Annotated in this window: 17 protein-coding genes; 4 read left to right on the top strand and 13 right to left on the bottom strand. The window is 74.2% G+C overall.

The features are described from left to right. Positions 1 to 63 precede the first annotated feature (63 nt). Entirely contained in the window at positions 64 to 1,038 is a 975-nt protein-coding gene (locus AB0H28_RS09440) for a DNA primase (RefSeq protein WP_358036360.1), read from the bottom strand. Positions 1,039 to 1,154: 116 nt separating this feature from the next. Between AB0H28_RS09440 and AB0H28_RS09435 the strand changes: the two genes are divergently transcribed. Next, entirely contained in the window at positions 1,155 to 1,499 is a 345-nt protein-coding gene (locus AB0H28_RS09435) for a helix-turn-helix transcriptional regulator (RefSeq protein ID WP_358036358.1), read from the top strand. Positions 1,500 to 1,506: 7 nt separating this feature from the next. Here the strand turns inward: AB0H28_RS09435 and AB0H28_RS09430 are convergent, their stop codons facing one another. The 10 genes from AB0H28_RS09430 to deoC all read right to left on the bottom strand — a co-directional run bounded on the left by AB0H28_RS09430 (position 1,507) and on the right by deoC (position 13,003). Then, positions 1,507 to 2,199 (bottom strand): permease prefix domain 1-containing protein, encoded by a 693-nt coding sequence (locus AB0H28_RS09430; RefSeq protein WP_358036356.1) that lies wholly within the window; start codon positions 2,197 to 2,199, stop codon positions 1,507 to 1,509. Between the two features lie 58 nt (positions 2,200 to 2,257). Further along, positions 2,258 to 4,024 carry a thiol reductant ABC exporter subunit CydC gene (gene cydC / locus AB0H28_RS09425; protein ID WP_358036627.1) on the bottom strand — a complete coding sequence of 589 codons (1,767 nt, stop codon included), beginning with the start codon at positions 4,022 to 4,024 and terminating at the stop codon, positions 2,258 to 2,260. Positions 4,025 to 4,160: 136 nt separating this feature from the next. After that, positions 4,161 to 5,843: a thiol reductant ABC exporter subunit CydD gene (gene cydD, locus AB0H28_RS09420; RefSeq protein ID WP_358036354.1), complete on the bottom strand. Its 1,683-nt coding sequence runs from the start codon at positions 5,841 to 5,843 to the stop codon at positions 4,161 to 4,163. Further along, complete coding sequence (locus AB0H28_RS09415; protein ID WP_358036352.1) at positions 5,840 to 6,880, bottom strand: cytochrome d ubiquinol oxidase subunit II; 1,041 nt, start codon at positions 6,878 to 6,880, stop codon at positions 5,840 to 5,842. The genes cydD and AB0H28_RS09415 overlap by 4 nt, the downstream gene beginning before the upstream one ends. 11 nt (positions 6,881 to 6,891) lie before the next feature. After that, complete coding sequence (locus AB0H28_RS09410) at positions 6,892 to 8,139, bottom strand: cytochrome ubiquinol oxidase subunit I (protein WP_358036350.1); 1,248 nt, start codon at positions 8,137 to 8,139, stop codon at positions 6,892 to 6,894. Positions 8,140 to 8,239: 100 nt separating this feature from the next. Further along, complete coding sequence (locus AB0H28_RS09405; protein WP_358036348.1) at positions 8,240 to 9,145, bottom strand: M56 family metallopeptidase; 906 nt, start codon at positions 9,143 to 9,145, stop codon at positions 8,240 to 8,242. A gap of 10 nt (positions 9,146 to 9,155) precedes the next feature. Further along, positions 9,156 to 9,650 carry a BlaI/MecI/CopY family transcriptional regulator gene (locus AB0H28_RS09400; protein WP_358036346.1) on the bottom strand — a complete coding sequence of 165 codons (495 nt, stop codon included), beginning with the start codon at positions 9,648 to 9,650 and terminating at the stop codon, positions 9,156 to 9,158. 140 nt (positions 9,651 to 9,790) lie between these two features. Continuing rightward, entirely contained in the window at positions 9,791 to 10,615 is an 825-nt protein-coding gene (locus AB0H28_RS09395) for an aldehyde dehydrogenase family protein (RefSeq protein WP_358036344.1), read from the bottom strand. Next, positions 10,608 to 12,038 (bottom strand): aldehyde dehydrogenase family protein, encoded by a 1,431-nt coding sequence (locus tag AB0H28_RS09390; protein WP_358036342.1) that lies wholly within the window; start codon positions 12,036 to 12,038, stop codon positions 10,608 to 10,610. The genes AB0H28_RS09395 and AB0H28_RS09390 overlap by 8 nt, the downstream gene beginning before the upstream one ends. A gap of 5 nt (positions 12,039 to 12,043) precedes the next feature. Continuing rightward, positions 12,044 to 13,003 carry a deoxyribose-phosphate aldolase gene (gene deoC, locus AB0H28_RS09385; RefSeq protein WP_358036340.1) on the bottom strand — a complete coding sequence of 320 codons (960 nt, stop codon included), beginning with the start codon at positions 13,001 to 13,003 and terminating at the stop codon, positions 12,044 to 12,046. A 124-nt stretch (positions 13,004 to 13,127) separates the two neighbouring features. On the opposite strand from deoC, the gene upp reads away from it, so the two are divergent. After that, positions 13,128 to 13,760: a uracil phosphoribosyltransferase gene (gene upp, locus AB0H28_RS09380; protein WP_358036338.1), complete on the top strand. Its 633-nt coding sequence runs from the start codon at positions 13,128 to 13,130 to the stop codon at positions 13,758 to 13,760. 157 nt (positions 13,761 to 13,917) lie between these two features. After that, positions 13,918 to 14,592 (top strand): GPP34 family phosphoprotein, encoded by a 675-nt coding sequence (locus tag AB0H28_RS09375; RefSeq protein WP_358036336.1) that lies wholly within the window; start codon positions 13,918 to 13,920, stop codon positions 14,590 to 14,592. Positions 14,593 to 14,685: 93 nt separating this feature from the next. On the opposite strand, the gene AB0H28_RS09370 is transcribed toward AB0H28_RS09375, so the two are convergent. Both AB0H28_RS09370 and AB0H28_RS09365 read right to left on the bottom strand, forming a co-directional pair. Continuing rightward, entirely contained in the window at positions 14,686 to 16,350 is a 1,665-nt protein-coding gene (locus AB0H28_RS09370; protein ID WP_358036334.1) for a phospho-sugar mutase, read from the bottom strand. 49 nt (positions 16,351 to 16,399) lie between these two features. Beyond that, positions 16,400 to 18,412 carry a serine/threonine-protein kinase gene (locus AB0H28_RS09365; protein ID WP_358036332.1) on the bottom strand — a complete coding sequence of 671 codons (2,013 nt, stop codon included), beginning with the start codon at positions 18,410 to 18,412 and terminating at the stop codon, positions 16,400 to 16,402. A 204-nt stretch (positions 18,413 to 18,616) separates the two neighbouring features. Here AB0H28_RS09365 and AB0H28_RS09360 point away from each other — a divergent pair, with 204 nt between their 5' ends. Continuing rightward, positions 18,617 to 20,200, top strand: coding sequence for a methylmalonyl-CoA mutase family protein (locus tag AB0H28_RS09360; RefSeq protein WP_358036330.1), 1,584 nt, complete (start codon positions 18,617 to 18,619; stop codon positions 20,198 to 20,200). The last annotated feature ends 232 nt before the right edge of the window (positions 20,201 to 20,432 follow it).

Raw genomic sequence — 20,432 nt, 5'->3', positions numbered from 1 at the left:
GGCGTCGTCCTCCTCCCGGACACAGGTCTTGTTCTGCCAGAGACTGATGCTCCCCGGTCCGGGTCAGTCGCGCCAGTCCACCACGGCAGAGATCTTGCCGACAATGGTGCGCCAACCCAGACTTGCGGTTTGTGCCCCGATTTTCTTCAACCGCCGGCGACCCAGGAAACCACCGACCCCGCCGTTGACGGAAGCGCGCAGCGCCTCGTCCAGATCGTCCAGGCTGGAGCCCGCGGAGAGCATGTCGAGCACGGCCGGTAGCCGCAGGGCGTACGCCAGGTCACGGGCGATCTCGCCGGCCTCGATCAGCAGCGCCGGGTCCCATGCGTCGTGGCCGCCGCGCAGGTTCTCCACGACCAGATCGAGCTCGTAGGTGTCCTCGTCCAGCGGGGCGATGTCGGCCGGTTCCAGCCGTTCGGACAGTTCATTCCAACTGTCCAGCTGGGACAGGTCGTTGGGCGCACCGGAACGGATGAAAGTGACAAGTGATTCCGGCGTCTTGAACAGCAGCAGTCGGCCCTTGTGGGTGAGGAAGACCGGCACCTCCTCGTCGCCCGCGGCGTCGTCGTCGGAGTCCGCCTCGTCGGCATCGGCATCGGCATCGTCCGCGTCGAGCGTCCCGCGGCGGCGGGTCGCGGCGCGTTCGGAGTCCTTCTTCCCGTCCTCGTCGTCCTCCTCGGCGGAGAGGGCGGCGAACTCCTCGTCGAGGATCACCACCTCCTCGTCGTCCTCGGCCTCGGCGACCTGGCGCCGGGCCAGGAAGGGGTCGTCCAGGTCGCGCTCGGCGACGTCGGTCGGAGTCAGCTCGCGCGCGGACCGGTAGGCCCGCAGCGTGTAGCCGGTGCCGGCGGGCAGGGCGATCTCCACCGGGTCGATCCGCACCTCGTCCCAGAGCGCGCGATCCGCCGTGGGGCGGTCGACCTCGACCTCGTCTGCTGCGGCCGGCGCCTCGGTGTCGTCGAGCTCGGGCTCGTCGGCGTCGGGCCGTTGGGGCGACTGGCGGGCCACGCTGACCTCCGTGTGCGTTCGGGTGCCCACCCGGCGGCGTCGCGCCGCCGAGTGACTCTGCGCACATACCCTAGTGGGCGACCGGTTCCGGTTGGGACCCGCACCCCGGTGGCGTCCCGAAGCCCCGACAAGTAGGCTTTCTACGCATGAAGGCGCAGGCGCTGCACGGACACCTGGACGCGCTGCTGCTCGCCGTGCTTGAGCAGGGCTCGTTGCACGGCTACGCGATCATCGAGGCGCTGCGGGCGCGCAGCGGCGGCACGCTGGAACTGCCCACCGGCACCATCTATCCGGCGTTGCGCCGGCTGGAACGGGCCGGCCTGGTAGCCAGCACGTGGAGCACGGTCAACGGCCGGGAACGGCGCACCTATCGACTCACCGACGCCGGCGGCCGGGCGCTCGCCGGCGAGCGGGCCGGCTGGCGCGAGTTCAGCGCCACCGTCGGCCGCTTCCTCGGCGCGGACGAGCAGCCCCCCGTGGCGCCGGCCTGACCCGCCCTCACCAGCGGGCGAACCGCGGGCCGCGCGCGCTGAGCAGCCACCATCGGGCCGAGCGGGCCAGAGCGAACCAGGCCGCCGACACCACCACCGCCCCGACGATCATCGGGGGCCAGGTCAACGCGGCGTCCCACAGCCGGACCGACCAGCCGAACAGCGCACCGCCGGCGATCACGCCGGCCAGCAGCCCCCCGGTCAGCCCGTGACCGACCGTGCGGGCCGACCGCAGGAGGCCGGGCGACCCCCGCCGGGCGGCGAGCATGCCGAGCAGCAACCCGGCCAGCGCCAGCCCGGCGATCACCCCCCAGATCCCGTTCAACGCGGCGGAGAGCAGCAGATAACCTGCCGGCGGACGGGGGCCCGCGCTCCAGCTCGACCCCCGCCAGGTCAGGTCGCCGGCGGCCATCAGCACCCACGCCACCGCGAGCGCGCGCAGCGCCAGCCCGCGTAACGCGCCGGCAGCCAGTTCGGCCTGGAAACCGGGCGCGAGCTGGGCGACGCCGCCGAACTCGGCCACCGCCCGCCGCTCGGCCTCGGCCCGCGACAGGCCACCCTCCCGGTACGCCTCGACGGCGTCCTCCAGCGCGTGCCGCGCCTCGGTCAGCAGGTCGGCCTTCAGCCGGGTGGGCCCGTGCAGCCGCCCGGACAGCTCGCGCAGCCGGTCCTCGACCCGCCCCTCCTGATCCACGCGCATGGCACCAGCCTGCCACCGCCGGGCCACGGGCCGCGTCCGGGAAATCCCCTACCGCCGCTCAGGGGGCCAGTGCCAGATAGCCGCGCTCGGCCGCCTCCTGGCGCAGCCACTGCTCCCGATACCAGCCGGGCCGCGCCACCAGCTCGTCGTGCCGGCCGCGCTGCGCCACCTCGCCGCCCTCCAGCACCACGATCTCGTCCAGCCCGGCCAGTCCGCTGAGCCGGTGGCTGATCAGCAGCACCGAGTGCCCGGTCGGGGTGGCGGCGAGCGCGGAGGCGAGCACCGCGTCGGCCGCCGCCGGGTCGAGCCCTTCGGTCGGCTCGTCCAGCACCAGCACCGGCGGGGCGGCCAGCAGCGCCCGGGCCAGCGCGAGCCGCTGCCGCTGCCCGCCGGAGAGCTGCCCGCCCTGCTCGCCGACCACGGTGTCCCAACCCTCGGGTTGGTCGCGTACCCAGTCCAGCAGCCCGGCCGCGCGGGTCGCCCCGGCCAGGTCCGCCTCGGTGGCGTCCGGCCGGCCGAGCAGCAGGTTCTCCCGCACCGTGGCGTGGAAGACGTAAGCCTCGGCGAGCAGGCCGCCGACCAGGCGGGGCAGGTGGTCGGAGACGGTCGCCGCACCGACGGTGACCTGGCCGGCGTGCGGGCGTACCACGCCGGTGAGCACCGCGGCGACAGTGCTCTTGCCGGCCCCGCTCGGCCCGACCACGGCCACCCGGCGGCCGGCCGGCAGGTCGAGGTCGAACCCGGCCAGCGCGGGCGCGGCGCCGGCCCGGTACCGGACCGTGACGTCGGTGAACCGCACGTGGTGGCCGGCGGACGCGGGCGGCGTCGCACCCGCCGACGCCGGCGCGGCGGGCTCGGTGAGCAGGTCGGCCACCCGGGCCAGCCCGGCCCGGAGCTGGGTGCGCTGCCGGGCGGCGGCGACGAGGGCGAGGGCCGCCTCGACGGCGGCCAGGGTGCCCACCGCGAGCACGCCGACCAGCACCCCGTCCACCCCGGCGCGCAGCGCCACGACCACCACCGCGGCGGCGGTGAGGCCGCTCACCAGCACGCCGGCCGTGTCCACCGCGAAGCCGGTCGCGGCGAGCCGGCGTTCCAGCCGGGCCAGCCGCCCGGCCCGCCCCCGCGCGGCGGCCAGCGCGGCGTCGGTCGCGCCGAAGGCGGCCAGGTCGGCCGCGCCGTGGGTGAGGTCGACCGCGTCCACCGCCAGCGCGCCCCGCAGCGGGGCCACCTCGTCGGCGGCCCGGCGGGTCAGTCGGGTGGCCAGCGCGGGCAGCGCCACCCCGGCCGCCAGCAGGCCGGCCGCGAGGACGCCGGCGGCCGGCAGCGAGATCAGCGCGGCGCCACCGACGGCGAGCAGGCCCACCACGGCCGCCGCGGCACCCGGCACCAGCACGCGCAGGAGCAGGTCCTGGGCCGCCTCCACGTCCGAGACCAGTCGGCTCAGCGCGTCCCCGGTGCGGCGGTCGACGCCGTCGCGTCGGGCGGCGAGCGTGGCGAAGACGCGCGCCCGCACGTCGGTGACCATGCGCAGCACGGCGTCGTGCCCGGCGAGCCGTTCGGTGTAGCGGAACACGCCCCGGCCGACCGCGAGCGCCCGCACCGCGACGATCGCCACGGTCAGCCGGTCGAGCGGCGGCCGGCCGGCGGCGCTCATCAGCAGCCAGGTGGCGGTCGCCATCAGCGCCAGCCCGGCGAACTCGGTCGCCGCCGCGAGCAGCCCGGCGCCCAGCAGCCGGCCCAGGTAGGGCCGGGCCAGGCGGAGCACGGCCCGCTCGGCGCCGGGACGGACCGGTGCCGGCGGCTCCGGCGAGCCGGACGGCCGGATCGGGATTCCGGTCGACCCGGCGGGCTCTCGGCCCACCGGCGTCACGCCGTCGCCGGCGGTCACCGGGTCACCGCCGTGCCGGCGTCGTCGGCCGGGGCGTCGTGGCGGCCCCGCGCCGCGCGGACGCCGTGCGGGGTCACCGGGTCACCGCCGGGTCGCCGGCCGCCGGGCGTAGCTCGGTGACCCGACCGTCGCGGACGCGCAGGATCCGGTCGGCGTCGGCCAGGAGCGCCGGCCGGTGCGCGACCAGCAGCGCGGTCCGCCCGGCGACCAGCCGGCGGGTGGCGGCCAGGACCACCGCCTCGCTGGCGCTGTCCAGCCGGGCCGTCGGCTCGTCCAGGAGCACCAGCGGGGCGTCCCGGAGGAACGCCCGAGCCAGCGCGACGCGCTGCCGCTGCCCGCTGGACAGGCCGTGGCCGCGCTCGCCGAGCCGGGTGTCGAGACCGTCGGGCAGCGCGTCGACCACCTCGTCGAGCGCGGCGTCGGCGACCGCGGCGGCCAGCGCGGCGGCCGGGGTGTCCGGGGCGCCGAGGCGGATGTTGTCGGCAAGTGAGCCGGCGAACAGGTGCGCCCGCTGCGGCACCCAGGCGAGTTCGCGCCGCCAGGCGTCGAGGTCGGCCCCGGCCAGGTCGACGCCGTCGACGGTGACCCGGCCGGCGGTCGGGGCGACGAAGCCGAGGAGCAGGTTGAGCAGCGTGCTCTTGCCCGCGCCGCTGGGGCCGATGACGGCCACCCGCTCGCCGGGCCGGATGGTCAGCGTGACGTCGCGCAGTGCGGTGGTCCGGTCGTACGCGACTGTCACGCCCTCGAAGCGGATCTCGCCCCGGCCGTCCGGCGCGCTGCGCCCGGCGGCGGCCGGCGCCGCCGGTGTGGTGGTCGCGGACAGGGTCAGTGCCTCGTCCAGCGCGGTGAGTCCCTCCATGCTGGCGTGGAACCGGCTGCCGGCGGCGCGCAGCGGCAGGTACGCCTCCGGCGTGAGCAGCAGCACCAGCAGCGCCGTGGAGAGCGTGATCCCGCCGCCGAGCAGGCGGATGCCGACCGGCACCGCGACCAGCGCGACGGAGAGCGTAGCGACCAGTTCCAGCACCAGCGCGGACAGGAACGCGATCCGCAGCGTCCGCATGGTGGCCTGGCGGTGGCCGTCGGCCATCCGGCGCACCACGTCCACCTGGGCCCGGGCCCGGCCGAACGCGCGCAGCGTGGGCAGCCCGGCGACCATGTCGAGGAAATGCCCGCCGAGCAGCGACAGTCGCCGCCACTGGCGTTCGGTGGCGGCCTGCGCCTGCCAGCCGAGCAGCGCCCCGAAGATCGGGATGAGCGGGATGGTGAGCGCGATGATCAGCGCCGAGCTCCAGTCGGCGAACACGATGCGGGCCAGCACCGCCGCCGGGACGGTCACGCTCAGCACGAGCTGCGGCAGATAACCGGTGAAGTACGGGTCGAGCGCGTCCAGCCCGCGGCCGGCCAGCGTGGCGAGCTGCCCGGCCCGCCGGCCGGCGACCCAGGTGGGACCGTGCCGGCCGACCGCGCGCAGCAGGTCGGCCCGCAGCGCCGCCTTGACCGTCGCGGCGGCCCGCGCCGCCACCGTGCCCTGCGCCCAGTTCACCAGCGCCCGGGCGGCGACCGCCACGACGAAACCGGCCAGCGCCGGGCGGTGCAGCCGCCCGTCGATCGCGGTGGCCAGGAGCGTGGCGAGCGCGGTGGCCTGGGCGACCACCAGCAGCGCGGTGAGCCCGCCGAGTGCCGCGAGCACGGCGAGGTCGCGCCGGGCCGCGGGGACCCGGCGCAGCAGACGCGGATCGAACGGACGGCGGTTCACCAGTACACCGGCGCCCTGCCGTCGATCCGTCCCCGGAACACCCACCAGCACATCGCCTGAAAGCCTAGTAGGGCCGGCACGAGCGGCAGCACGAGCCAGCCCAGCAGCGCCAGGGTGGGTCGGCTCGCCGCCGCCTCGGCCACGGTCAGCGACGTCGCCGGGTCGCCGGTGGCGACCAGGACGCGGGGCCAGAGCGCGGCGCCGACCAGCGGCACGGGCAGCGCCAGCGCCGTCGCGGTCGCGGCGAACGCCACCCCGGCCCGGCCCCGGCGCAGCGCCGCGCGGGCCATCAGCAGCGCCACCACCAGCGCCAACGGCAGGAGTACGGCGACCGCCGGGCGCGCCACGGCGGCGCGTACCCGATCGGAGAGCAGGCCCAGGACGGTGGCCGTGGCGACCGCGGTGAGCGCGGCGGGCACCAGGCCGCGGGCCAGCCGGGCGAGCGCCGGCGCGTCAGTGGGCGACAGCCGTAGCGTGAGGAATGTCGCACCGTGCAGCGCGACCAACGCGACAAGCGTCAGCCCGGTGGCGGCCACGAACGGCGTGACCACGTGACCGACGCCGGCCACGTGCCCGTCGGCGGTGAACGGCACGCCCTGGAGCAGGCCGCCGAGCAGAGCGCCCCAGCCCAGCGCGGCCAGGACGCTGCCGAGCACCACGATCCGGTCCCAGCCGGCACGGGCCGCCTCGCCGCCGGCCCGGCCGCGTAGCTGCACCCCGGCGGTCACCAGCACCACCCCGGCCAGGGTGCCGAGCACCACCGGATAGAAGCCCGAGAGCAGTTCGCCCTCCAGCGTGGGGAAGGCGCCGAACAGGATGCCGACGGCGGCCACCAGCCAGACCTCGTTGCCGAGGAAGAACGGCCCGACGGCGGTGAGCGCGGCCCGGCGGGCGCGGGCATCGCCCGGGGTGGTGGCGTGGCCCGGGGCGGTGGCGCCGCGCCGGGCCAGCAGCAGGCCGACGCCGTAGTCGTAGCCGCCGAGCACCAGGTAGCCGGCGAAGAAGAGGCCGAGCAGGGCGTACCAGGCGAGTTCCACGGTGGCCTCCCTCAGGCGAACACGGGCTGGTGGTGGTCGTTCGCATCCGGCGCGGGCGGGCGGCCGAGGAGCGGGTCGCGCGCCCCGCGGGCGGCGTGCCGGGCCAGCAGCACCCAGTTGGTGACGGCGAGCGCGCCGAGCAGCAGGGTGAACCCGATCAGCGAGGCGAGCATCAGCGCGGGCTGGACCGGCGAGACGGCCTGCGCGGTGGGCAGCAGCCCGTACGCCACCCAGGGCTGGCGGCCCACCTCCCGGGCGATCCAGCCGAGCAGCACCGCCACGAACGGCAGCGGCAGGCCGAGCAGGACGAGCCAGAGCGGGAACCGCAGCCGGATGATCCAGTCGCGCCGGAGCAGCGGCAGCAGGAGCCACACGCAGCCCAGCGTGAAGCCGATGAGGATCATGAAGCCGAGGGCGGCGCTGGAGAGCACCGGCGGGTTCCAGTCGCCGGGGCCGAACCGGGCGGTCCAGTCGGCGACCGTGGCGTCCCGGTCCGGGCCGCCGCCGAACTTGGTGGGCTGGAACTGCCCCACCGGGCCGAACTGGGCGAAGCCGAAACCCTGGAGCGCGCTGACCGCGAGCGCCGCGGTGACCAGCCCGAGCCGCAGCGAGGTGCGGAACAGCAGGAAGTCGGGCGTGCGCCGGAGCAGATGCCAGGCGCTGACCGCAGCCATCAGCAGGCCACCGGTGACCAGACCGGCGGACACCACGTGCCCGAACGCGAATCCGAACGTGGGATTGGCGACCAGCGCGCCGAAGTCGGTGAGGTGGGCGACGCCGTCGCGTACCTCGTAGCCGACCGGGTGCTGGAGCCAGGCGTTCGCCACCATGATCCAGAACGCCGAGGCGTACGCGGTGAGCGCGACCCCCCAGAGCAGCGCCAGGTGCACGCCGCGCCGGAGCCGGTGCCAACCGAAGATCCACATGCCGAGGAACGTGGACTCCAGGAAGAACGCCACGAGCGTCTCGATGGCCAGCGGTGCGCCGAACACGTTGCCCACGTAGCGCGACAGTCCGCTCCAGTTCAGCCCGAACTGGAACTCCATCACGATCCCGGTGGCGATGCCGAGCGCGTAGTTGATCACGTAGAGCTGGCCCCAGAACCGGGTCAGCCGCTCGTACACCGGTTTGCCGGTGACGTAGCCGGCGGTCTGGAGCCCGACCAGGAGGGTGACCAGGCCGAGCGTGACCGCCACGAAGAGGAAGTGCAGCGAGGTGGTGGTGGCGAACTGGAGTCGGGCGAGGAGCAGGGGATCCATGGCGGTTCTCCCACAGGTTGGTTCGCTTGTCGTAGCGAGCCTACACGTAGGTTTTCTACCTATCCGGGTGCGCGCACCCGGACTTGCCCCGTAGGGGTCCTCAGCTCAGGAACAGCGACACCGGCAACGCGACGAGCGTGGCGGCGACGGCCAGCGCGGTGGCGCCCAGCACCCGTGGCGGGCGGTCCGCCACCAGCAGCCGCTGCACCCGTACGTCGAGGTCGCGGTCGCCGACGCCGAGCGTGCCGGCCGGCGTGACCCGGTGCCCGGCGGCGGCGAACCGGCGCAACGCGCCGGCCAGCGGCGCGTTCGCGTGCAGCTCCCGGGCCTTGTCGTCGGCGCGCATCTCGACCAGCAGCGCCACCCGCGCGTGCGCGTCGCGCACCCAGCCGAACCAGGGCAGCGCCCGGCACAGCGCGGTGAACGGCAGCAGCACCAGGTCGTGCCGCTCCTGGGCGTGCGCCCGCTCGTGGGTGAGCACCGCCGCCAACTCGGCCGGGTCGAGCAGGTCGACGGTGCCGGCGCTCACCACCACCCGGGGTCGCACCCCGGGCAGGCAGTACGCCGCCGCGCTCGGGTGGTCGAGCACCAGCGCGCCCGGCACCGTCGGGTCGCGCCGGGCGACCAGGCTGAGCAGCTCCCGGTGCCGGCGCTGGGCGCGAACCGCGCCGTGCACCGCGCGCACGGTCGTGGTGAGCAGCACCGCGCCGATGCCGAAGCCCACCCCGACCAGGCCGAGGTGCGCCGCGCCCATGCCGGCCGGCGGCGTGCCGTGGGCCAGGTCGTCGGCGAGCGCCAGCAACGCGCTCCCGGTCGGCCGGTCGTAGGCGGTGAGACCCACCGCCATCGGCAGACCCATCGCGGAGAGACCGAGCGCCAACCCGACCGCCTGCCAGCAGAGGATCGCCACCCGGGGCGCGCGCCACGTCCACCGCGCGGCGGCGAGGACCTGCGCGGTCAGCCAGCAGGCCAGGATGGTCGCGGCGAAGTGCACGGCGTACGCCACGGCAGCCGCCCTACCGGTCCGTCGCCTCGTCGAGCGCCGGCCCGGCGGGCCGCGGATCCTCGACCCGGCCGGTCAACCCGGCCTCGGCGGTTCGGCCCGGGTCGGCCAGCCCGGCCTCGGCGGTTCGGCCCGGGTCGGCCAGCCCGGCCTCGGCGGCGAGCGCGGCGCGGAGCACGTCGGCCTCCGTGCCGGTCACCGACCGGGCGAAGCGCACCAGCGCGGCGTCCCGGCTGCCGCCGAGGTCGAGGGCATCGAGCATGAGCTGGGCGATGTGCGCCTCGCGGGTGGCGGCGGGCCGGTAACGCCAGGCCCGCCCCTCCCGCTCGCGCTGCACCATGCCCTTGCCGGCGAGCCGGTCGAGCACCGTCATGACCGTGGTGTAGGCCAGCTCACGCCCGTCCAGGGCGTCGGCGACCTCGCGCACGGTCACGCCGTCCGACGCGGCGGGCGCCGAATCCCACAGCACGTCCATCACCGCACGCTCAAGGTCCCCCAGCCGAGTCACCCGTCAATCCTACTCCGCGTAGTAGACCCCCTCCGCCACCCCACCCCCTCGCTTCCTGATTCACGGAAAGAGTGGCCATCCAGGGCTGGATGGCCACTCTTTCCGTGAATCAGTGCGGCACGGGGTGGGGGCGGGGTGTGTCAGGTGCCTTTGGGGTGCCAGACGGTCTTGGTTTCCAGGAGCGTGGTCATCCGGGTGAGGCCCGGATCGGTGTGCCAGTCGTGGTCCGGCGGGGCCGGTCGCAGCACCCGCTTGAGGTTCTCCGCGGCCTTGATCTCCAACTCCACCGCCAGCTCGGCGTCGGTGACGCCGGTCAGGTCGACGGCGTTGACGTCCATGTGCGCGGCAAGCGTCGGCGCCGTCTCGGTGATCCGCCCGGTGAGGATGTTGACCACCCCGCCCGGCAGGTCGGAGGTGGCCAGCACCTCGGCCAGGGTCACCGCCGCCAGCGGCGCCGCCGGGGAGGCGGCCACCACCACGGTGTTGCCGGTGACGATCGCCGGGGCGATCACGCTAACCAGGCCGAGTAGCGCCGGCGCCTCGGGCGCCACCACGGCCACCACGCCGGTCGGCTCCGGGGCCGACAGGTTGAAGTACGGGCCGGCCACCGGGTTCGCGCCGCCGTAGACCTGCGGCAGCTTGTCGGCCCAGCCGGCGTACCAGACCCAGCGGTCGATCGCCGCGTCCACCTCGTCGGCCGGTACGCCCAGCGCGACGAACTGCTCGCGCCGGCCCTCCAGCATCTCGGCCACCCGGTAGAGGATCTGCCCCCGGTTGTAGGCGGTCGCCCCGGCCCAGCCCTTCACCGCGGCCCGGGCCGCGACGACCGCGTCCCGCGCGTCCTTGCGCGAGGCCAGCGACACGTTGGAGTCCTGCACGAGATACGACCGTCCCGACTCGCTGCGCGGGAACTTCCCGCCGATGAAGAGCTTGTACGTCTTGCGTACCGCGACCCGCTCAGACATTGAGGTACCCCTCCAGCCCGTGCCGGCCGCCCTCGCGACCGTAGCCCGACTCCTTGTAGCCGCCGAACGGCGACGTCGGGTCGAACTTGTTGAACGTGTTGGCCCAGACCACGCCGGCGCGCAGCCGGTCGGCCATCCAGAGGATCCGGGAGCCCTTGTCGGTCCAGATCCCGGCCGACAGCCCGTACGGCGTGTTGTTGGCCTTCTCCACGGCCTCGGCCGGGGTGCGGAAGGTCAGCACGGACAGCACCGGGCCGAAGATCTCCTCGCGGGCGATCCGGTGCGCCTGGGTGACCCCGGTGAAGATGGTGGGCGCGAACCAGAAGCCGCGCTCGGGCAACTCGCACGGCGGCGACCAGCGCTGCGCGCCCTCGGCGGCGCCGACCTCGGACAGCTCGCGGATGCGTGCGAGCTGCTCGGCCGAGTTGATCGCGCCGACGTCGGTGTTCTTGTCCAGCGGGTCACCGACCCGCAGCCGGGCCATCCGGCGCTTGAGCGACTCCAGCACCGCGTCGGCGACCGACTCCTGCACCAGCAGGCGGGAGCCGGCGCAGCAGACGTGGCCCTGGTTGAAGAAGATGCCGTTGACGATCCCCTCGACCGCCTGGTCGACCGGGGCGTCGTCGAAGACGATGTTGGCGGCCTTGCCGCCCAGCTCCAGGGTCAGCTTCTTGCGGGTGCCGGCGACCGCGCGGGCGATGGCCCGGCCGACCTCGGTGGAGCCGGTGAACGCGACCTTGTCCACGCCCGGGTGCTCGACCAGCGCCCGGCCGGTGTCACCGGCGCCGGTGACGATGTTGACCACACCGGCCGGCAGGTCGGCCTGCTGGCAGATCTCGGCGAAGAGCAGCGCGGTCAGCGGGGTGGTCTCGGCCGGCTTCAGCACCACCGTGTTGCCCGCCGCGAGCGCCGGGGCGATCTTCCAGGCCAGCATGAGCAGCGGGAAGTTCCACGGGATGACCTGCGCGGCCACGCCCAGCGGGCGCGGGTTCGCGCCGAAACCGGCGTGTTCCAGCTTGTCCGCCCAGCCCGCGTAGTAGAAGAAGTGCGCGGCCACCAGCGGCACGTCGACGTCGCGGGACTCCCGGATCGGCTTGCCGTTGTCCAGCGACTCCAGCACCGCCAGCTCGCGCGAGCGCTCCTGAATGATCCGGGCGATCCGGAACAGGTACTTGGCCCGGTCCCGGCCCGGCATCGGACCCCAGACCCGCTCGTACGCCGTGCGTGCGGCACGGACCGCGCGGTCCACGTCCTCGTTGCCGGCCTCGGCGACCTCGGCCAGGACCTCCTCCGAGGCCGGGTTGACCGACTTGAAGCTGCCGCCGTCGGACGGGTCGACGAACGTCCCGTCGACGAAGAGCCCGTACGAGGGCTTGATGTCGACCACCGAGCGCGACTCGGGGGCGGGTGCGTATTCGAACATCGCGTTCAGTCCAGGGTGAAGTAGTCGGGGCCGGCGTAGACACCGGTCGTCAGCTTGGTGCGCTGCATGAGCAGGTCGTTGAGCAGGCTGGACGCGCCGAACCGGAACCACTCCGGGTCGAGCCAGTCGGCACCGACGGTCTCGTTGACCATGACCAGGTACTTGATCGCGTCCTTGGTGTTCTTGATGCCGCCGGCCGGCTTGACGCCGACCTGCCGCCCGGTGGCGGCGCGGAAGTCGCGGACCGCCTCCAGCATCACCAGCGTCACCGGGAGCGTGGCCGCGACCGGGACCTTGCCGGTGGAGGTCTTGATGAAGTCGCCGCCGGCCAGCATGGCCAGCCAGGAGGCGCGCCGCACGTTGTCGTAGGTGGCCAGCTCGCCGGTCTCCAGGATCACCTTGAGGTGCGCGTCCCCGCACGCCTCCTTGGTGGCGACGATCTCGTCGTGGACCTCGGAGTAGCGACCGGCCAGGAACGCGCCCCGGTTGATCACCATGTCGATCTCGTCCGCGCCCGCGGCGACGGCGGCCCGGGTGTCGGCGAGCTTGATCTCCAGCGGCGCCTGCCCGGACGGGAACGCGGTCGCCACGCTGGCCAGGTGCACGCCGCTGCCGCGCAGCACCTCGGCCACGTACGGAACCATCGCGGGATAGACGCAGACCGCGCCGACGTGCGGGCAGCTCGGGTCCGCCGGGTCGGGCCGCAGCGCCTTGGCGGCCAGCGCCCGCACCTTGCCCGGGGTGTCGGCCCCCTCCAGGGTGGTCAGGTCGACCATCCGGATCGCCAGGTCGATCGCCTGCGCCTTGGCCGTGGTCTTGATGGAGCGGGTGCCGAGTTGGGCCGCCCGCTGCTCCGCGCCGACCTGGTCCACGCCCGGCAGGCCGTGCAGGAAGGTCCGCAGAGCGGTCTCGGATCGTCCCAGCTCGGAGAGGTCCGACCGGGCCGACGTCGCTGTCGCCGTCATGCCCCGAATAGTACGCACCCGCGCGTCGAGTGATCTTGGTCACGCGGAACGAGGGCGTGAGCGGCGTCGCTGTTCGGGCCGCACCCGGCGTGCGCCGCGCCGGCGACCGGTAGGTTGAGCGATCGTGGACGTAACCGTCATTGACCACCCGCTCGCCCAGTCGCGGCTGACCGCCATGCGGGACGCCCGGACCGATTCCGCGTCGTTCCGGGCCGCGCTGCGCGAACTCACCACCATGCTGGTGTACGAGGCCGCGCGCTCCTTCCCGATCGAGAGGTACCCGGTCCAGACGCCGGTCACCGACACCGAGGGCACCCGGCTGGCGAATCCGCCGCTGCTGGTGCCGGTGCTGCGCGCCGGGCTCGGCATGGCCGACGCCGCACTCGACCTGCTGCCCGAGTCGTCGATGGGTTTCGTGGGCCTGGCCCGCGACGAACAGACGTATGAGCCCCGGGCGTACATGGAGTCGCTGCCCCGCGACCTGAGCGGCCTGCCGGTGCTGGTGCTCGACCCGATGCTCGCCACCGGCGGCTCGCTGGAGCACTGCTGCCGGCTGCTCGCCGACCGCGGCTGCACCGACATCACCGTGCTCTGCGTGCTGGCCGCCCCGGTCGGCATCCAGCGGCTGGAGCGGTCCGGCCTGCCGCTGCGCCTGGTCACGGCGAGCATCGACGAGGGCCTGAACGACCGGATGTTCATCGTCCCCGGCCTGGGCGACGCCGGCGACCGCCAATTCGGCGGCATGCCGCGCTTCTGACCGCCCCCCCGCCCCCGTCCCCCTGATTCACGGAAAGAGGCCCCATTTCCCCTCGGGCAGGGCCACTTTCCGTGAATCAGGCGGGCGAGGTGTGGGCGAGATGTGGGCACGGCGAAGTGGTGCGCGGAAGGGCGGGGAGGCGCTAGCGTTCCGGGCCATGACTGGTGTTGCGCTCGCCGAGGAGTTGCTGCTCCTCGCGTATGACGACGAAACTGGCAAGGCCGCCATGCCGCGGATCAGCCTGGACCTGGGCATGGCCGCCGCGGTGCTGGTCGAGCTGGCCCTGGCCGGCCGGGTCGCGTACGCGGACGGGAACCTGACGGCGGTGGATCCGACGCCGACCGGCGAGCCGATCGCCGACGCGGTGCTCGCCAAGATCGCTGCGGACACCCCGCACACACCCTCGTCCTGGGTGCAGCGGCTGCGGCACGGGCTGCGCGACAAGATCCTCGGCGATCTCTGCGGCCGGGGCGTGGTCCGCGACGTGGACGAGACCGAACTGGGCTTCATCCACGTGCACCGCTACCCGGTCGCGGACACCTCGGTCGAGGCGGACATCCGGCGACGGCTCGCCGCGGCGCTGACCAGCGGCCAGCTCCCGGACGAGCGGACCGCCGCGCTCGCCACGCTGGTCGCCGTGCTGCGGATGGAGCCCGCACTCGGGCTCACCGGCGCCGCCGCCGACGAGGCCCGCACGCGCCTGGAGGAGATCGCCGCCGGCGCCGGCTTCTCCGGTACGGTGAGCCTGGACGACAGCGTGGTCCGGCCCTCGGTCAGCCTCGTCGTCGCCGCCCTGGGCCAGGCGGTCGACGCCGCCCTGGGCAAGCGGTAAGGGGATGTAAGGAGGGGCCCCCTTCTAACGCCTCCGGTATAGGAGGGGCCCCTTCTCACACCTACGTGTTAAGAGGGGGCCCCTCCTTACACCTCAGAGGCCGAGGGCGGCGGCGATCTCGGTGCGCAGTTCGGTGACGGCGGCCCCGGCCCGGCTCCGGGCCGCGGCGACGTCGCCGCCGGTCACCGGCTCCACCACCTCCAGGTACGCCTTGAGCTTCGGCTCGGTGCCGGAAGGCCGGATCACCACCCGGGCGGCGTCGGTGCGCAGGATCACCACGTCCGCGTCGGGGAGCAGGTCGGACGCCCCGGTGACCGGGTGCCCGAGCAGCGTGGTCGGGGTGGCCGCCCGGATCCGCGCCATCGAGTCCGCGATCACCCGCAGGTCCTCCACCCGCACCGAGAGCTGGTCGGTGTGGTGCACGCCGAACTCGGCGGCCAGCTCGTCGAGCCGGTCGGTGAGCGTGCGGCCGTCGGCCTTCAGCCCGGCGGCCAACTCGGCGACGGTCAACGCGGCGGTGATGCCGTCCTTGTCCCGGACGTGCTCCGGCGCGACGCAGTAGCCGAGCGCCTCCTCGTAGCCGTAGACCAGCGGCTCCCGGCCGCCACCGGCGCGGACGATCCACTTGAATCCGGTGAGCGTCTCGTCGTAGGGCAGGCCCCGGGCCGCGCACATCGCCCGCAGCAGCGTCGACGAGACGATAGTCGTGCCGTACAGGCCGGTCACCCCGCGCCGCATCAGGTGATCGGCGAGCAGCGCGCCGACCTCGTCGCCGCGCAGCATCCGCCAGGACCCGGCGTCGCGCACGGCCACCGCGCAGCGGTCCGCGTCCGGGTCGTTGGCGATCGCGAGGTCCGCGCCGGTGCGGTCGGCGAGCGCGAGCAGCAGGTCCACCGCGCCCGGCTCCTCCGGGTTGGGGAAGCTGACGGTCGGGAACGCCGGGTCCGGCTCGGCCTGCTCGGGCACGACGCCGGGCACCGGAAACCCGGCCCGGGCGAACGCCGCGGTCAGCACCGCCGCCCCCACCCCGTGCAACGGCGTGTATGCCACCTTCAGTTCGCGCGACCCGCCCGGCTCCACCACGGCGGCGGCCCGGTCCACGTACGCGGCCACCAGGTCGTCGCCGAGCACCTGGCCGGCCGGGCCGAGCGGCACCTGGGCGAGCGCGCCGACCGCCCGGATGGCCGCCTCGATGCCGGCGTCGGCGGGCGGCACGATCTGCGCCCCGGCACCCAGCTCACCGCCGAGCTGCGCGCCCAGGTAGACCTTGTAGCCGTTGTCCTGGGGCGGGTTGTGACTGGCGGTGACCATCACCCCGGCGACCGCGCCGAGCTGCCGCACCGCGAACGCCAGCACCGGTGTGGGCAGCGGGCGGGGCAGCAGCAGCGCCGGCCGGCCCGCGCCGGTGGCCACCTGCGCGGTGCGCTCGGCGAAGGCACGCGAGCCGCGCCGGGCGTCGTACCCGATCACCAGCGGACCCTCGCCGCCCTGGGCGGCGAGCCAGCCGACCAGCCCGGCGGCGGCCTGGGTGACCACCGCGAGGTTCATCCCGTTGGGCCCGGCGCGCAGCGGACCGCGCAGCCCGGCGGTGCCGAAGGTCAGCGGGCCGGCGAACCGGTCGGCCAGGTCGGTGGCCGTGCCGGGCAGCCCGTCGAGGACGGCGCGCAGCTCGTCCCGGCCGGCCGGGTCGGGGTCGTCGGCGAGCCAGCGTTCGGCTCGGACGCGAAGGTCGTCAGGGTCAGTGGTATCCGCCGCCATGGCCTCTTGATAGCACGGCGGCGGAGCACCAGCGGCCGTCGGCCCCGACTCAGTTGGCCGCCGTGAGCTGGAACGAGTCGACCATCGCGTCGAAGATCGGCTTGCTCTCGGCGAACCGTGCGTCGGTGGAGGAGAGGTAGAACGAGTAGACCTTGCCGTCCCTGACCAGACCCCGCCAGATGCCGTGGCGCATGTCCTCGCCCTCGCCGCAGGTGTATTCGAGCTGGCCCGCGGTCTGGCCGGCGAGTGGCTGCTCGGTGACCGACACCTCCGTGTAGGGCGCGGGGCAGGTCTTGCTCTTGGTGCTGTTCTTCTTGAGGTTCCGCGAGGCGAACTCGGCCCAGCTGATCGAGGTGCCGCCCCAGTCCTCGGCGATGACCCGCACCTTGCGGCCGTCGTCGTCCGGGTCGACGTAGTCGATGAAGAGGCCGCCGGTCTGCCGCTGCCAGCCCTTCGGCAACTGGATGGTCATCCCCTTGACCGACTGCTCCTGCATCTCCACCGGCGGGGTGGCCGAGGCCGACGGCAGCGTGCCGACGACCGGCGGGGGAGCGTCGTCGCCGCCGCTGGTCAGCGCGATCACGCTCACCAGCAGCACCACGGCGAGCCCGCCGGCGGCGGCGAGTTGCACCTTGCGGGGCCACGCCCGCACCCGGCCGAGCAGGCCCGTCACCCCGCCGGGCGCGGCGCCGGCCGGCGCGGTGGCCGGGGTGGTCCACGGCTGGCCGGTGCCGGGCACCGACCACTGGTGGCCGCCGGGGACCGGTCGGGTGGCGTCGGCGCCTCCGCCGTAGCTGGTCGGCGAGGCGGTGGGCACGGCCTGCGTGGCGTCGGAGCCGGCGTCTCGACCGAAGCGGACCGTGGCGTCCGCCGAGGTGCGTCGGATGGTCTCGGGCCCATCCGGGCCGGACATCGCCCCGGTGGGGGTGTGCAGCGACCCGGCCAGCGCGTCGGCGCTGGTCTCGTCGAGCGCGGCGGCGCCCGCCGCGGGCTTCGCGCCGGGGCGCTCACCGCGCCGCAGCGCGGCGAGCCGGTCGGTCAGCGACTCGCTCGGGCCGATCATGGCCCGGCCGCCGATCTGAGCGCCCGGCTTGGGCTCCGCCGCGATGGCCGGCGGCGTCGTCGGGCGCGGCACCGGCACCACCGCGTACGGGTCGGTGACCGAGTTGACCGCCGTGGCGGTGCTGGTCAGCGGCCCGGCGAGCAGCTCGCGCAGCATGGCCCGGGCCCGGTGCACGTCCAGCCGGCGGGCCGGGTCCTTCTCCAGCAGGCCCATCAGCACCCCGGTGAGCGGGCCGCTGCGCTGCGGCGTGGCGGGCGGGTCCTCGACCACGGCGTGCATGGTCTCGATCGGGTCGCCCTTGTCGAACGGGGGCCGGCCCTCCACCGCGGTGTAGAGCGTCACGCCGAGCGAGAACAGGTCGCTGGGCGGGCCGAACTCCTGGCCCATGGCCCGCTCGGGGGAGATGAAGTGCGGCGAGCCGAGCACCATGCCGGGCGTGGTGAGCTGCACGTCGGTGGGCATCCGGGCGACCCCGAAGTCGGTCAGCACGCAGCGGCCGTCGGAGCAGATCAGCACGTTGGCCGGCTTGACGTCGCGGTGCAGCACGCTGAGGGCGTGCGCCACCTCCAGCGCGCCGAGCAGCGCGATGCCGATCTTGGCGACCGCGCGGGGCGCGACCGGCCCGTCCTCGATCACCATGTCGGCCAGGCTGCGGGCGTCCAGCAGCTCCATCACGATCCACGGCCGGCCGCCCTCGGTGACCACGTCGTAGACCTGGACCACGGCCGGGTGCTGGATCGCGGCGGCTGCGCGCGCCTCGCGCAGCGTGCGTTCGTAGAGCGCGTCGCGGTCGCTGGGGGCGAGCCCCGGCGGGAGGACGACCTCCTTGACCGCCACATCGCGGCGCAGCAGGGTGTCTGTGGCCCGCCAGACCGTGCCCATGCCACCGTTGCCCACCGGCGAGCGCAACGAGTAGCGACCACCGATGGTGGTGCCGGGCGCCGCGCGTCCAGTGGGGGGACTGGCCGGTCCACCGCTCCACGTCGGAATCTGAGTCACTTCAAAAGCCACCGGGGGATATCGAGGGGGCTGGGACACAACCCCCCTATCTTGCTGGTTCCGACGCCCGATGCGAAACCCGACGCGGCGGGCGTTTACCTACTCGACGGTATGTGGGCAGCTGCTCACCTCCGGTGGTTCGCCGCGTCCCGGTGTGCGGTATCCCTCACCCGTGCGGCGGCGACCGCGTCCTACCATCCGGTAATGAGCGATGCGCGGTCAAGCGAGTCGGGCTTCCCGATCAAGGGCGTCTACACGGCGGCCGACCTTCCGGCGGACCTGGATTCCCGGTTGGGCGAGCCGGGCGACTACCCGTACACCCGAGGGGTCTACCCGACGATGTACACGTCCCGTCCGTGGACCATGCGGCAGTACGCCGGGTTCGGCACCGCGACCGAGAGCAACGCCCGCTACCACCAGTTGCTGCGCGCCGGCACCATGGGCCTCTCCGTCGCGTTCGACCTGCCCACCCAGATGGGGTACGACTCGGACGACCCGATCGCGCACGGCGAGGTCGGCAAGGTCGGCGTCGCGATCGACTCCATCGAGGACATGCGGACCCTCTTCGGCGACATCCCGTTGGACAAGGTCTCCACCTCGATGACCATCAACGCGCCGGGCTCGGTGCTGCTGCTGCTCTACCAGCTGGTGGCGGAGGAGACCGGGGTGCCCGGCACGGCGCTCAACGGGACCATCCAGAACGACATCCTCAAGGAGTACATCGCCCGGGGGACGTACATCTTCCCGCCGAAGCCCTCGCTGCGGCTGGTCGCCGACACCTTTGCCTACTGCCGGGCCGAGGTGCCGAAGTGGAACACCATCTCGATCTCCGGCTACCACATGGCCGAGGCCGGCGCCTCGCCCGCGCAGGAGATCGCGTTCACGCTGGCCAACGGCGTGGAGTACGTCCGGGCGGCGCTCGCGGCCGGGCTGGCCGTGGACGACTTCGCGCCCCGGCTGTCGTTCTTCTTCGTGGCCCGCACCACGCTGCTTGAGGAGGTCGCCAAGTTCCGGGCGGCCCGGCGCATCTGGGCCCGGCTGATGCGCGAGGAGTTCGGCGCGAAGAACCCGAAGTCGATGATGCTGCGGTTCCACACCCAGACCGCTGGTGTGCAGCTCACCGCGCAGCAGCCGGAGGTCAACCTGGTCCGGGTGGCGGTGCAGGGCCTGGGCGCGGTGCTCGGCGGCACCCAGTCGCTGCACACCAACAGCTTCGACGAGGCGATCGCGCTGCCCACCGAGAAGGCGGCCCGGCTGGCGCTGCGCACCCAGCAGGTGCTGGCGTACGAGACGGATCTCACCGCCACCGTCGACCCGTTCGCCGGGTCGTACGTGGTGGAGGCGATGACCGACGAGTTGGAGACCGCGATCACCGCGCTGATGGAACGGGTCTTCGACCACGGTTCGGCGGTGGACGCCATCGAGGCGGGCTTCCAGAAGCGGGAGATCGAGCAGTCGGCGTACCGGATCGCCCAGGAGATCGATGCGGGCGAGCGGGTGGTGGTCGGGCTCAACCGGTTCCGGGTCGACGAGGAGGAGCCGTACGAGCCGCTGCGGGTGGACCCGACGATCGAGGCGGCCCAGGCGGAGCGGCTGGCCAAGTTGCGTGCCGACCGTGACTCCGCCGCGGTCGAGCGGGCCCTGGCCGAGCTGCGCGCCGCGGCCGAGGGTGACGCGAACGTGCTCTACCCGATGAAGGAGGCGCTGCGGGCGCGCGCCACGGTCGGCGAGGTGTGCGGGACGCTGCGAGCGGTGTGGGGCGTCCACCGGCCGAGCGACCGGTTCTGAGGCGTACCGACGGCGGCCCGGGCCGGCGCGGTGGAGGCGCCGGTGCGGGCCGTGTCGCGTCCGGGTGTGCGATTTTGGAATAGGGGTAACCCGATCGGGTGAACGGGACGGACAGTCTGTGCGGTCGGTCATCGGGCGGTCATGTCACCGTCGGGAGTCGCCTGGCGGCCGAATGTTGTCGGGCAATTGTCCGAGCGGCAGTTAATTGCCGCGACTAATGCGACAATTCGGA

Origin of the sequence: Micromonospora sp. NPDC050980 (assembly GCF_040653835.1) — a bacterium.
GTDB lineage: Bacteria > Actinomycetota > Actinomycetes > Mycobacteriales > Micromonosporaceae > Micromonospora.
Note: the sequence above shows the minus strand (reverse complement) of the source record. Positions and strands in the feature narration are given on the sequence as shown.

What these genes read in the sequence shown, in the direction of transcription:
- AB0H28_RS09435 (WP_358036358.1), top strand. Translation starts at nt 1,155, where the DNA reads ATGAAGGCGCAGGCGCTGCACGGACACCTGGACGCGCTGCTGCTCGCC.
- AB0H28_RS09430 (WP_358036356.1), bottom strand. Translation starts at nt 2,199, where the DNA reads ATGCGCGTGGATCAGGAGGGGCGGGTCGAGGACCGGCTGCGCGAGCTG.
- AB0H28_RS09410 (WP_358036350.1), bottom strand. Translation starts at nt 8,139, where the DNA reads ATGGATCCCCTGCTCCTCGCCCGACTCCAGTTCGCCACCACCACCTCG.
- AB0H28_RS09395 (WP_358036344.1), bottom strand. Translation starts at nt 10,615, where the DNA reads ATGTCTGAGCGGGTCGCGGTACGCAAGACGTACAAGCTCTTCATCGGC.
- AB0H28_RS09390 (WP_358036342.1), bottom strand. Translation starts at nt 12,038, where the DNA reads ATGTTCGAATACGCACCCGCCCCCGAGTCGCGCTCGGTGGTCGACATC.
- deoC (WP_358036340.1), bottom strand. Translation starts at nt 13,003, where the DNA reads ATGACGGCGACAGCGACGTCGGCCCGGTCGGACCTCTCCGAGCTGGGA.
- AB0H28_RS09375 (WP_358036336.1), top strand. Translation starts at nt 13,918, where the DNA reads ATGACTGGTGTTGCGCTCGCCGAGGAGTTGCTGCTCCTCGCGTATGAC.
- AB0H28_RS09370 (WP_358036334.1), bottom strand. Translation starts at nt 16,350, where the DNA reads ATGGCGGCGGATACCACTGACCCTGACGACCTTCGCGTCCGAGCCGAA.
- AB0H28_RS09360 (WP_358036330.1), top strand. Translation starts at nt 18,617, where the DNA reads ATGAGCGATGCGCGGTCAAGCGAGTCGGGCTTCCCGATCAAGGGCGTC.